General features: G+C 69.7%; 13 protein-coding genes. 9 read left to right on the top strand and 4 right to left on the bottom strand.

Annotated features, from left to right (window positions below; all coding sequences use genetic code 11):
- Positions 1-54: 54 nt before the first annotated feature.
- Positions 55-195: a hypothetical protein gene (locus tag BLT28_RS41905; RefSeq protein WP_156051930.1), complete on the bottom strand. Its 141-nt coding sequence runs from the start codon at positions 193-195 to the stop codon at positions 55-57.
- A 331-nt stretch (positions 196-526) separates the two neighbouring features.
- Between BLT28_RS41905 and BLT28_RS41900 the strand changes: the two genes are divergently transcribed.
- A complete protein-coding gene (locus BLT28_RS41900) occupies positions 527-1,018 on the top strand; it encodes a hypothetical protein (protein WP_156051928.1) in 492 nt (163 codons plus the stop codon).
- A gap of 339 nt (positions 1,019-1,357) precedes the next feature.
- Positions 1,358-1,969 (top strand): LysE family translocator, encoded by a 612-nt coding sequence (locus BLT28_RS13495; RefSeq protein ID WP_030433908.1) that lies wholly within the window; start codon positions 1,358-1,360, stop codon positions 1,967-1,969.
- Here the strand turns inward: BLT28_RS13495 and BLT28_RS13490 are convergent.
- Positions 1,955-3,091, bottom strand: a complete 1,137-nt coding sequence (locus BLT28_RS13490) for an epoxide hydrolase family protein (protein ID WP_030433907.1) — start codon at positions 3,089-3,091, stop codon at positions 1,955-1,957. The genes BLT28_RS13495 and BLT28_RS13490 overlap by 15 nt on opposite strands.
- Positions 3,092-3,153: 62 nt before the next feature.
- On the opposite strand from BLT28_RS13490, the gene BLT28_RS13485 reads away from it, so the two are divergent.
- A complete protein-coding gene (locus BLT28_RS13485; RefSeq protein ID WP_030433906.1) occupies positions 3,154-4,107 on the top strand; it encodes a helix-turn-helix transcriptional regulator in 954 nt (317 codons plus the stop codon).
- Positions 4,108-4,215: 108 nt separating this feature from the next.
- On the opposite strand, the gene BLT28_RS13480 is transcribed toward BLT28_RS13485, so the two are convergent.
- Entirely contained in the window at positions 4,216-5,631 is a 1,416-nt protein-coding gene (locus BLT28_RS13480) for a KamA family radical SAM protein (RefSeq protein WP_083383737.1), read from the bottom strand.
- Positions 5,632-5,709: 78 nt separating this feature from the next.
- Between BLT28_RS13480 and kdd the strand changes: the two genes are divergently transcribed.
- Genes kdd through BLT28_RS13450 form a run of 6 tightly spaced genes read left to right on the top strand, consistent with a single transcriptional unit; the run spans position 5,710 to position 11,554 of the window.
- Entirely contained in the window at positions 5,710-6,771 is a 1,062-nt protein-coding gene (kdd, locus tag BLT28_RS13475; RefSeq protein ID WP_231950778.1) for an L-erythro-3,5-diaminohexanoate dehydrogenase, read from the top strand.
- Positions 6,768-8,390, top strand: coding sequence for an amidohydrolase (locus BLT28_RS13470; protein WP_030431840.1), 1,623 nt, complete (start codon positions 6,768-6,770; stop codon positions 8,388-8,390). Before kdd ends, BLT28_RS13470 begins: the two co-directional genes overlap by 4 nt.
- Positions 8,387-9,967 carry a lysine 5,6-aminomutase subunit alpha gene (kamD, locus tag BLT28_RS13465; protein WP_030431839.1) on the top strand — a complete coding sequence of 527 codons (1,581 nt, stop codon included), beginning with the start codon at positions 8,387-8,389 and terminating at the stop codon, positions 9,965-9,967. Before BLT28_RS13470 ends, kamD begins: the two co-directional genes overlap by 4 nt.
- Positions 9,964-10,707 carry a lysine 5,6-aminomutase subunit beta gene (gene kamE, locus BLT28_RS13460; RefSeq protein WP_030431838.1) on the top strand — a complete coding sequence of 248 codons (744 nt, stop codon included), beginning with the start codon at positions 9,964-9,966 and terminating at the stop codon, positions 10,705-10,707. The genes kamD and kamE overlap by 4 nt, the downstream gene beginning before the upstream one ends.
- Positions 10,707-11,099: a 3-aminobutyryl-CoA ammonia lyase gene (kal, locus tag BLT28_RS13455; protein ID WP_030431837.1), complete on the top strand. Its 393-nt coding sequence runs from the start codon at positions 10,707-10,709 to the stop codon at positions 11,097-11,099. Before kamE ends, kal begins: the two co-directional genes overlap by 1 nt.
- Entirely contained in the window at positions 11,096-11,554 is a 459-nt protein-coding gene (locus BLT28_RS13450) for a DUF4304 domain-containing protein (RefSeq protein ID WP_030431836.1), read from the top strand. The genes kal and BLT28_RS13450 overlap by 4 nt, the downstream gene beginning before the upstream one ends.
- A gap of 200 nt (positions 11,555-11,754) precedes the next feature.
- Here the strand turns inward: BLT28_RS13450 and BLT28_RS13445 are convergent, their stop codons facing one another.
- Entirely contained in the window at positions 11,755-12,249 is a 495-nt protein-coding gene (locus BLT28_RS13445; RefSeq protein ID WP_052407787.1) for an RICIN domain-containing protein, read from the bottom strand.
- Between the last annotated feature and the right edge of the window lie 67 nt (positions 12,250-12,316).

The raw sequence follows: 12,316 nt of genomic DNA, 5'->3' as shown, positions 1-12,316 counted from the left end.
CCCATGGTATGGCCGGGCGGAGCCCTGGCGACAGGTCCACTGAGCTGAACCTGTTTACCCAGAAGGCGAAGCGCTGACGACGTCGCGCGCGCGTTCGGGGCAACGCCGGTACGGTCCCGCCATGCCCGACTCGCCCAGGTCCTCTGTGGACAGTGAGCTGATCAGCGCGATCGCGGCCATGGTGCCCGATGACATGCCGGTCCTCACCCGCACGGATACCGAGTTCCCGCGCGCAGTCCGGCGGTCCCGGCTCCCGCCGAAGGTGCGGCGGCACGCACTGGTCACGCTGGCCGAGATCGGCTGGAGCGAGCTGGTTCGCGCTCCCCACCGCGAACACCGCCGAGGTGCTGGTCGCGTTCGGGCTCGGCGATCCAGTGGCGGTGCCCGCGAACGCGGGGTTCTCCCTGTTCGCCTCGGGGCGCCGGACGCCGCACCAGGTCTTCGTCAGCCCGGTGCTCGACGGGTGGACGCTCGTGCTGTCGGCCAAACGGACCAGCGACGCGGATTGGGAGGACATCGGGCGGGCGTGCGCCGAGCTGAGCCGCAGGTTCGTGCCGCGCGCCACTACACGATGTGGGACGAGGGCTACTCCGGCTGGTGCGTCGCCGAGAAGGGAAGGCTGCTGCGGTACGCCTGCTGCTCCCAGGGCTTTCCGGAGGCGAGCCCGGTGGACGCCGCGACCGGCCGCGCGCTGTTCCTCCTGCCGACGGCCTTCGACGCGGGCACCCGGGCAGAGGGAACCGGAGTGCTCGCCGTTCCGCCCGCGCCGCGGAACCGGCGGCGTGGCGTCCTCCACCTCGGCGGGGGAGGTCCACCCACAGCACTCGGAGACCATCCGATGGTGAGCCGGTGCGCTCCGCCGATCCCGCCGGGGCCGGTCTTCGACGGCGGAGGCCGGGTCATCGACACCTCACCGGCAGTTCGAGCAGTCCTGGATCCTGCGGAACTGGACGTGCGAGGGCCGCACTCGGCGCAGTTCTTCCTCAACCACGTCATCTCGCAGCCCGCCGTCACCTGATCCCCGATGTTCACCTGGTGAAGAACGGTCAGCGCGCCGATCCGTGGCGCGTCACGTCGCCGGACCTGCGGAACCCGGATGTCCCCGGCCGGTGCGCGACGCAGTCCTTCTCCGCCGCGGGCAACCGTGTCCCACGATGACGAACAATCCCGAAGTCGCACAGGCGTTTCCGATCGCGGTGGCCAGTTCGCCCCGGCCCCGCTCGCTGTTCCTGGAGAAGATGCCGATGACCTCCATGGCTCAAGCGTTCCGGTGAAGTGACACCGGAGACTTCGCGTTGATCTTCCAGTCGGAACGGGGCGAAACGCTCAAGCGGTGGTGCGCGGGCAGGATGGGCTGATGAATGTCGCGGAGTTCGTCGTGTTCCTCGGGGTGTCGTTCGCGGTGATCGCCACTCCTGGCCAGGACACCGTGCTGACCGTGCGCAACGCGCTGGTGGGCGGCCGTCGCGGTGGTGTGCTGACGGCCGCCGGGGTGGCCGCGGGGCAGGCGGTGTGGGCGGTGGCCGCGGCTACAGGTGTCGCTGGCGTGATCAGGGCCTCGGAGTCGCTGTTCGTGGCGATCAAGCTGGTCGGTGCCGCGTACCTGGTGCTGCTCGGAGTGCGGTCGCTGTGGTCGGCCTGCCGCGGCGAGCGGCTGGAACACGTCGCCGCAGCCCCCGCCGGACGAGCGTTCCGGCAGGGGCTGCTGAGCAACCTGGCCAACCCGAAGATGGCCGTGTTCTTCATCAGCCTGCTCCCGCAGTTCGGCGAGCACAGTGGGCTGCCGACCATGCTGCTGCTGGGCGCGATCTTCTGCGCGATCACGTTCTGCTGGCTGGTGCTCTACGGCTGGGCCGTCGTCGCCGCGCGTCACGTTCTGACCCGGCCGGTGGTGCGCCGTTGGATGGACGGCGTCTCCGGCTGCCTGCTGGTCGGGCTCGGCGCCCGGCTCGGCCTACAGCGGGTCTGACACGATTTCGCGGAAGAACTCGCGGACGTCGGCCACCAACAGCTCGGGTTCTTCGAGCGCGGCGAAGTGGCCGCCGCGGTCCACGTCGACCCAACGCGTGATCGTGTTCGCCGTCTCGGCATAGCGGCGGATGCCGATGTCGTGTGCGAAGGCGATCACCCCGGTGGGGACGCCGGAGTTCGCCGCGACGGCGCCCCAGCCCGCGTCCTGCGCGTAACCGACGTAGGCGGCCGACCCCGCCGTCCCGGTCAACCAGTAGATCATCACGTTGGTCAGCAACCGATCCCGGTCGATGACGAGCTCCGGCGAGGTCGTGCGCGGGTGCGTCCACTCGCGGAACTTGTCCATGATCCACGCGAGCTGGCCGACCGGGGAGTCGACCAGTCCGTAGCCGAGCGTCTGCGGGCGGGTGGACTGGATCGCGATGTAGCCGAACTCCTCCCGCATGAACGCCTCGATCCGGGCGACCCGGTCCCGTTCGAGGTCGGTGAGCCCGGCCAGCTCCTCCTCGGACAGGGGCAGCGGGGGCATGGGGCCGGGGCCGCCGTTGACGTGCACGCCGACGACGCGGTCCGGCGCGACGCGGCCGACCTCCGGGCTCACCGCGGCGCCGATGTCCCCGCCCTGCACGCCGAACCGCTCGTAGCCCAGCCTGCGCATCAGCTCCGCCCACGCCCTGGCGATGCGCTCGACTGTCCAGCCGGAGTCGGATACCGGCCCGGAGAAACCGAAACCGGGCAGGGACGGGATGACCAGGTGGAAGTCCGCGCTGAGCGGTTCGATCACGTCCAGGAACTCCACGACCGACCCCGGCCAGCCGTGGGTGAGCACGAGCGGCAACGCGTCCGGCTTGGCGGAGCGGACGTGCAGGAAGTGCACGCGCTGCCCGTCGATCGTGGTGGTGAACTGCGGGTGCTTGTTCAGCTCTGCCTCGGCGAGGCGCCAGTCGTAGCCAGTGCGCCAGTAGTCGGCCAGCTCCTTCAGCCAGGCGGTCGGCACGCCGGTGTCCCAGTCGTCGCCCGGCAGGACCGCGGGCCAGCGGGTGCGCTCCAGGCGCTCGCGCAGGTCGTCGAGCTGCTGCTGCGGGATGTCCACGCGGAACGGCTTGATCTCTTCGCTCATAGGACCAGGCTAGGAACGAGTTAGGACAGGTTCCGCCCTAGCTTCCTGGCAGACTTCGCCGCATGTTGGAGACGTCAGCCCGCCTGCTCCGTCTGCTCTCCCTGCTGCAGACCCCGCGCGACTGGACGGGTGCCGACCTCGCGCGGCAGCTCGACATCGACGTGCGCACCGTGCGTCGGGACATCCAGAAGCTGCGCGACCTCGGCTATCCCGTGCACGCCACGCCCGGCGCAGCCGGCTACCGGCTCGGCGCGGGCGCCAAGCTCCCGCCGCTGCTGCTCGACGACGACGAGGCCATCGCGGTCGCGATCGGCCTGCGCACCGCCGCGAGCGGCACCGTGGCAGGCATCGAGGACAGTTCGCTGCGCGCGCTCGCCAAGCTCGAACAAGTCCTTCCTTCCCGGCTTCGCCACCGCATATCCGCGCTGCACTCCGCGACCGTCACAGTCCCCGCGTCCGGTCCGGTCGTCGACCCCGACGTCCTCACCGCCATCGCCGCCGCGTGCCGGGACCACCACCGGCTCCGCTTCGACTACCGCAGCCACGACGGCACCGACTCCACTCGCGACATCGAGCCCTACCGCCTCGCGCACACCGGGCGGCGGTGGTACCTCCTCGGCTGGGACACCGACCGCGGGGACTGGCGCACCTACCGCGTCGACCGCATGCGGCCCCGGATTCCCACCGGACCCCGCTTCACACCGCGTGAGGCCCCCGACGTCGCCGAGCGCCTTTCGCACGGCGTGTCCACCGCGCCGTACCGCTACCAGGCTCGCATCACCGTGCACGCCAGCCCGGAGGAGGCCGCCGAACGCATCCCGCCCACTGTTGGCGTCATCGAGGCCGTCGACCCGCACACATGCTTGGTGCGAACGGGTTCTCACTCGTTGGATGAGCTGGCCGTCTACATTGGACTGTTCGGGTTTCGGTTCGAGGTGCATGAGCCGGTGGAGTTGGTGGCGCACTTGCGGGCGTTGGCCGGGCGGATAGGTGATGCGTGCGGGCTGCGGCGATGAGGTGGCCGACGGACTGGGCCATGCCGGCGCGGACCACAAGACAGATGTCTGATGTTTGGCAATCGTGGAAAGGCCGGGCGGAACGGGCCGCCCGGCCTTCGGCGTGGATCATGCGTCCTTGTTGTCCTCCCACCACTTCTGGCCCGTGTCCGGGAGCGTGGTGATCGGGTCGTAGTACGGGTAACGGCGGTCCAAGGCCTCGGTGTCGCTCAGTTCGATGCCGGTGCGGTAGTTCTTGGTCCAGTAGGAGATGCCCAGTTCGCGGTCGTATTCGGCGAGTTGGTGTACCCAGCGTTTGCCGACGTAGGGGACGTCGCAGACGATGCGGGGGGTGGCGTAGCCGGGGAGGTAGCCCATGATGGCGTGTTGGAGTTCTTGGGCTTCCCAGACGGCGACGCGCCAGTGTTCGGCGTTGGGGATCATGTCGCACATGTAGAAGTAGTAGGGCAGGATGCTGGCTTCTCCTTGGAGGGCGAAGCACAGGTCCAGTAGTGCTTTCGGGTCGGCGTTGACTCCGCGCATGAGCACGCCTTGGTTGCGGACGTCGCGGACGCCGACTTCCAGCATGGCTCGGGCGGCCTCGGCCACGAGCGGGGTGACGGACTGGACGTGGTTGACGTGGGTGTGGATGGCCAGGTTCACGCCGCGGCGTCGGGCGGTGCGGGCGACGCGTTCCATGCCTTCGATGACGGTGGGTTGGATCCAGTGCTGGGGTAGGCCGGCGAGGGCTTTGGTGGCCAGGCGGATGTCGCGGACGGTGTCGATGTCCAGCAGCCGCATCAGGAATGATTCGAGTTGGCGCCAGGGGACGTTGGCGACGTCGCCGCCGGAGACGACCACGTCCCGCACGCCGGGGGTGCGCTTGAGGTAGTCGATCATCTGGTCTTGGCGGTCGACGGGTTTCAGTGCCAGTTTGTGTTTGTCGACCTGGGGGGTGGAGTTGCCGACCAGGTCCATGCGGGTGCAGTGCCCGCAGTACTGCGGGCAGGTCGACAGCAGCTCCGCCAGTACCTTGGTCGGGTAGCGGTGGGTCAGTCCTTCCACCACCCACATCTCCGCCTCGTGCAGGGAGTCGCGGGCGGAGTGCGGGTGGGAGGGCCAGGCCTGGTCGCGGTCGGAGGCCACCGGGATCATGTAGCGGCGGATCGGGTCGGCGTAGAAGGCCGCGGTGAACTCCTCCGGTGATCCGGTGTTCTCGGGCACCATCGTGTTGATCATCTGGGGTGGGACCAGCATGGACATCGTCGCCAGCCGCGCCTGGTCGGCGGCCAGGTCGTCGTAGAAGCGCTCGGTCAGTAGGTCGCCCATCACCGCGCGGAGCTGGCGCACGTTCTTCACGCACGACACCCGCTGCCACTGCGCGTCCCGCCACTGCGCCTCGCTGACCTGGCCCCACCCCGGGAACCGACGCCAGTCAGGTTCGCGCAGCTCCTGCCGCACGTACTCGTACGGCTGGCGCGCGCTGTGCTCGATGGCCTCCGACACCGTCGTGCTGGCAGAGACACCGTCGTGAACCGCAGTCATAACTACTCCTCGCCCTCAAGACGACGTAAAGATATGCTGCCAGAACGCAGCGATGGCGTAAATCTTTCGGAGGTAAGCGTGACCGAGGCCGGTTCCCGGAGTCAAACGCTGAGCGAGACCTCGCCGTTCGGGTTGCACCGGGTGGTCGAACCCGCGGGGGTGCTCCCGCAGCAGGCGTGGCGCCTGGACGCCGACCCCACACCGGGCCCGGACGAGGTCGTGATCGACGTCGAGCGGCTGAACCTGGACGCGGCCTCCTACCGGCAACTGCGCGAGGCCCACGGAACAGGGCCTGAGCTGCGCAAAGCCGTGCTGGACATCGTCGCGGAGCGCGGCAAGATGCAGAACCCGGTGACCGGCTCCGGCGGCATGCTGCTGGGCACCGTGCGCGAGGTCGGGCCGGAGTCCCCGCTCGGCCTCGAGCCCGGCGATCGGGTGGCCACGCTGGTGTCGCTGACGCTCACCCCGCTGCGCATCGACGACCACCTTTCGGACTGGGACGGTCAGGGGGAGCAGGTGCCGTGCAAGGGCACCGCCGTGCTCTTCGGCCGCTCGATCGCCGCCGTGCTGCCCGACGACGTGCCCGACCTGCTCGCGCTGTCCGTCTTCGACGTGTGCGGGGCGCCCGCGCTGACCGATCGCGTGGTCAGCCGCCGCACCGACCCGTCCGTGCTGGTCCTCGGCGGCGGCGGGAAGTCGGGCTCGTTGTCGCTGGCCGCCGCGCGGCGGGCCGGGGCGAAGCGGCTGGTCGCGCTCGTGCCGTTCGAGGACGAGGCGGAGGTCGTGCGCGCGTCCGGCCTGGCTGACGAGGTCGTGGTCGCGGACGCGCGGGACCCGATCGCGGTGCTGAACGCCGTCGGCGAGGCCGTGGACGTGACCGTGGTCTGCGTGGACGTGCCCGGCTGCGAGCACGGCGCGGTGCTGGCGACGAAGGACGGGGGCACCGTCATCTTCTTCTCCATGGCGACCTCGTTCTCCGCGGCCGCGCTCGGCGCCGAAGGACTGGCCGCCGACGTCGAGATGCTGGTCGGCAACGGCTACGTCCCTGGTCACGCCGCGTACGCGCTGGAGCTGTGGCGCGCCGTACCCGGGGTGCGCACGGTGTTCGAGGCACGCGAACGGCAGACTTCCGGATCATGACGCGCAGAACTCCGACCCTGTTGCACGGCGGCCGCATCCACAGCTCGGCCGCTGTGTCTAATTCGGACGCGACCGCCATGGCCGTCGAGGGCGACACGATCGTCTGGGTCGGCCAGGACGCGGTGGGCAAGGCGCTCTACCGCGACGCCGAGCAGATCGACCTCGCCGGCGCGTTCGTCACCCCGGCGTTCGTCGACGCGCACGTGCACGCGACCTCGGCCGGACTGCGGATCGACGGGCTGGACCTGGCGGGCTGCGCCTCGCTCACCGAGTGCCTGGACGCCGTGCGCCGGTTCACCACGGCCAACCCGGGCGTCCTGGTCTGGGGCCAGGGCTGGGACGAGACGAAATGGCCGGAGCGGCGCCCACCGACCCGAGCGGAGCTGGACGCGGCGGCCGGGGGAGCGGCGGTCTACCTCTCGCGGATCGACGTGCACTCCGCCCTGGCCACGACCGCGTTGATCGAGAAGGCACCCGCGACGCGCGACGCGGTCGGCTGGTCCGGTGACGGACCGCTGACCCAGGAGGCGCACCACCACGTGCGCCGCGCCGCGCAGCAGACCCTCACACCGAGTCAGCGACGCTCGGCGCAGACGGCGTTCCTGCGGCTCGCGGCGGCGAACGGGATCGCGAGCGTGCACGAGTGCGCCGGGCCGGACATCTCCAGCGCGGAGGACTTGGCCGAACTGCTGGAGCTGTCCGCAGTGGACGATGTGCCCGAGGTCATCGGGTACTGGGGCGAGCTGAACGCTTACGAGACGGCCAAGGAACTCGGCGTCCGCGGGCTCGCCGGTGACCTGTTCGTGGACGGGGCGATCGGCTCGCGCACAGCGGCGTTGTGCGCTCCGTACTCCGACAGCTCCGGCACCTCCGGCGCGTTGTACCTCCGGGCCGACGACATCGCCGAGCACCTGATCGGGTGCACGCGCGCCGGCCTGCAAGGCGGGTTCCACGTCATCGGTGACGCGGCGGTCGCCGAGGTCGTCGAAGGCTTCGAGCTGGCGGAAAAAGTCGTTGGCGCGCATGCGCTTTCGGCCGCGCGGCACCGCTTGGAGCACTTGGAGATGGTGGACACCGAGCAGGCGGCACGGCTCGCGTCCTGGGGTGTCACGGCGTCGATGCAGCCGTTGTTCGACGCGGAGTGGGGCGGTGCGGAGGGCATGTACGCGCAGCGGCTCGGGCTGCCGCGCGGCGCTCAGCTCAACCCGTTCTCCCAGCTCGCCGCGGCCGGGATCGTTCTCGCGTTCGGCTCCGACGTGCCGGTGACACCGGTCGCGCCGTGGGCCACCGTGCGCGCCGCTGTGCACCACCGCACCGAAGGGCTCGGTGTGTCGCCGCGCGCCGCGTTCACCGCGCACACCCGTGGCGGGTGGCGCGCGTGCGGTGTCAACGACGGCGTCACCGGGACGATCAAGCCAGGCGCTCCGGCCACCTACGCGGTGTGGGAGGCCGGTGAACTCGTCGTCGCCGCGCCGGACAACCGCGTGCAGCGGTGGTCCACCGACCCGCGCTCCGGAGTTCCCGGGCTGCCGCGGCTCGACGCCGACGCACCGTTGCCGCGCTGTATCCGCACTGTCCGGAGTGGACGGACGATCTATGACGGAGGCTCAAGCCAATGACAAGGGCGTTGTTGGGACTGGACCAGGGGACTGTCGCGAAGGCGAGGGAGCTGGCGGCGGCAGCGGCCGCTCCGGTGATCGAACTCGCCAAGGCGCACACCACCGTCGCGGTCGAGCGCGCGACGCTGCGGCTGGCCGGGATCACCGGAGCGGACACCACCCACCGGGCGGGCGACGTGCCGTGGGTGAACCGGGTCGTCGACACCGTTCGTGACCACTGCGGCCTGGAACAGGGCGCCCTGCTGCCGGTCTTCCACGCGCTGCGCGAGCACGACCTCGGCACGCTGACCGAGCTCGCCGAGGCGACCGCCGCCGGGCAGGTCCGGTTCACACAGCCCGATGGCAAGGACCGCGACCGGGCCGCGAAGACCGCGAGATCGGCCGTGGGCAAGGGAATCCGGCAGGTCGACCGCAGCAGGGCGCAGCGGGCGAAGCTGGTGGAGAAGATCGGCGACCCGCCGCAGCGACCGTGGATCTACCTGATCGTCGCGACCGGCGACATCGACGAGGACGTCGTGCAGGCGTGCAACGCCGCGCGCGCCGGGGCGGACATCATCGCGGTGATCCGCTCCACCGGGCAGTCCCTTCTGGACTACGTGCCGGAGGGCGCCACGCACCACGGGTTCGCGGGCACCTACGCCACGCAGGAGAACTTCCGGATCATGCGGGCCGCGCTGGACGAGGTGAGCAAGGAGGTCGGCCGCTACATCCGGCTGACCAACTACGCCTCCGGGCTGTGCATGCCGGAGATCGCCGTGCTCGGCGGCCTCGAACGGCTGGACATGATGCTCAACGACTGCATGTACGGCATCCTGTTCCGCGATATCAACCCGATCAGAACCTTCGTGGACCAACGGTTCTCGCGCCAGGTGCACGCGCGGGCGGGCATCATCATCAACACCGGTGAGGACAACTACCTCACCACCGACGACGCCGTGGACGCCGCGCACACCGTGACGGTCTCGCAGCTGCTCAACGAGCGGTTCGCGCACGAGGCCGGGCTGCCGGACGAACTGCTCGGGCTCGGGCACGCGTTCGAGATCAACCCCGATCTGCCCGACTCGTTCCGGATGGAGCTGGCGCACGCGCTGCTGGCCCGCGAGGTCTTCCCGGACGCGCCGCTGAAGTGGATGCCGCCGACCAAGCACATGACCGGTGACGTGTTCCGCGGTCACCTGCTGGACGGCTTCTTCAACCTGGCGGGTGTCCTGACCGGACAGAGCATCCTGCTCGTCGGCATGATGACCGAGGCCGTGGTGACCCCGTTCCTGTCCGACCGCGATCTCGCCATCGCCAACGTGCGCTACGTGCTCAACGCGGCGGGCAACCTCGCGGAGGACTTCCGCCCCGCGCCGGACGGTTTCATCGTCAAGCGCGCGCACCAGGTGCTGGACGAGGCGGTCGGGCTGCTGGAGCGCATCGGCCGCGACGGTCTGCTGAAGGCCATCTCCGAGGGCACGTTCGGTCTGATGAAGCGCCCGCCCGAGGGCGGCAAGGGCGCGGACGGTGTTGTGGTCAAGGCGGAGGAGTACTTCAACCCCGCCATCGAGATGCTGGAGACGGGAGCCACCAAGTGACTTCTCGTTACGTACGGCCCTACGGCGACACCACCGGCGACGGCATGGTGCAGATGTCGCTGACCGTGCCGGTGCCGCACGGCCCCAAGGCGGAGGGCGCCGCCGCGCAGCTCGCCGCCAAGATGGGGATCGAACCGGCGATGGTGGTGCACTCGCACGCGATCGGCCCGGACTTCACCTTCGTGGTCGTCTACGGTTCGGTGAAGCACCTGATCGACCTCGACGAGGTCAAGGTGGTCGAGCGCGAGTACCCGCTGCTCACCGCGACCGAGATCAACACGTCCGTGAAGAAGTCGTTGCGGCGCAAGATGGTCGTGGTCGGCGCGTGCATCGGCACCGACGCGCACACCGTGGGCATCGACGCGATCCTGAACATCAAGGGCTTCGCCGGGCAGAAGGGCCTGGAGTACTACCGCGAGCTGCGCGTGGTGAACCTCGGCGCCCAGGTCGCCGTGCCGGACCTGGTCAAGCGCGCCCGTTCGGAGAAGGCCGACGCGGTGCTGGTGTCCCAGGTCGTGACGCAGCGCGACGCACACCTGTTGAACACCAAGGAGATGGCCGCCGCCTTCCGCGAGGCGATGGGCGAACGGCGTCCGCTGCTCGTCGCGGGCGGCCCGCGCTTCGACCCGCTGCAGGCCGCAGAACTCGGCGTCGACCGCGTCTTCGGGCGGGGCACCACCCCGGGCGAGGTCGCCAGTTTCCTCGTACACGCGTTGTCCCACAAGGAAAAGGTGGCTTGATGTCGCTCGTCGAAGGCTTCACCGTGACCCACCGCGGGTACGTGCCGTACGCGCACGCGCACTACGGAGGGAACCTGGTCGACGGTGCCTACAGCCTCGGGCTGTTCGGCGATGTGGCCACCGAGCTGTGCATCCGGACCGACGGTGACGAGGGCCTGTTCGCCGGTTACGCCAACGTGGAGTTCCTGGCGCCCGTGCGCGCGGGCGACGTGATCGAGGTGGCCGCGACGCTCACCCGCATCGGGAACCGGTCGCGCACCGTGGCTTTCGAGGCTCGCGTGGTGTGCCGAGCCGCTCCCGACCGTGGGCCGTCCTCCGCCGACGTTCTCGATCCGCCGCTCGTCGTCACGCGCGCCACCGGCACGGTCGTGGTCCCCATCGCCACGACATGACCGCTCAGGACGTCTACAAAGAGCTGATGAGGACCAGGTTCGCGCCTTGGCTACGCGAGGCCGGTTTCCGGGGCTCCGCAGGCAAGTTCGCGTTGCCGTCCGAATCGCACTGGGCACTGCTGGGCTTCCAGCGCTCGGTCTACAGCGACAAGGACGAAGTGCGGTTCACCATCAACCTGCTCTGCGTCGGCAGGGAGCAGTGGGAGTCGATGCGTGCTGCGGAACCGTTCCTCGGCGAGCGCCCCACGGCTGCTGTGTACTACGGGCGCGAAGTCGCGCAGGCCCGCATCGGCGCACTCACGCCCTCCGGCGAAGACAAGTGGTGGCACCTCCGTCCGAGGCGAGACGTGGAACACGTTGTGGCGGACCTGTTCCACGATCTCGGTGAATACGCCGTTCCGTGGCTTCGGACAGCTGCGGCCGGCTATCCCGGCGCTGAGAACGGAAACCAGTAGCCACCGCCGCCGATGACCGCGCCGACGGCGTTGCCGAGCGCGGCTTCGTGGACCGTGTGGCTCTTGCCGGGTGCAGCATGACAGTGCCCGCCACAGGGCGGGCACTGTCATGCCGATTGTCCGCTCAAGAACGCGGCAGCGGCACCTTCGCCGAGATCGCGCTCGAATCGATCACGACGTTCTCTGCCGTGTGGCGTGCGTCAGCGGATCCGGAACTTCTGGTTGGCGCCGCCGTGGCAGCGGTACTGGATGATCGGCACGAGGTCGCCCCGGCTGGCGCCTTCGACGTCGAAGCACTTGCGGGCGAACGTGTGGATCTCGTTCCTGACGATCCGGAACTTCTGGTTGGCACCGCCGTGGCAGCGGTACTGGATGATCCGTGCGCGGTCGGCCCGGCTGGCGCCCTCGACGTCCAGACACTTGCCGGCGAACGTGCGGATCTCGTGGCCGACGATCCGGAACTTCTGGTTGGCACCGCCGTGGCAGCGGTACTGGATGATCGGCACGAGGTCGGCCCGGCTGGCGCCCTCGACGTCCAGACACTTGCCGGCGAAGGTGTGGATGGTGACGATTCGCTGCTGTGCCTCGGCCTCGGCGGCCGGTGCCGCCTGAGCCGAGACCCCACCCAGGAGGGAAGAGAGTGACGCGGCGAGTGCAGCTGCCGTGAGCGTTGCCGTTCGAATCCGCCGTGACATGGAAGATCTCCTTTCGGGGACTCCTGCCCGCCGAGGTGACGAACATCGGAGTTGACCACGTCAGTAC

Origin of the sequence: Allokutzneria albata (assembly GCF_900103775.1) — a bacterium.
In the GTDB taxonomy this organism is placed as follows: domain Bacteria; phylum Actinomycetota; class Actinomycetes; order Mycobacteriales; family Pseudonocardiaceae; genus Allokutzneria; species Allokutzneria albata.
The sequence above is the reverse complement of the archived record's forward strand: the minus strand, read 5'-3'. Positions and strand labels throughout refer to the sequence as shown.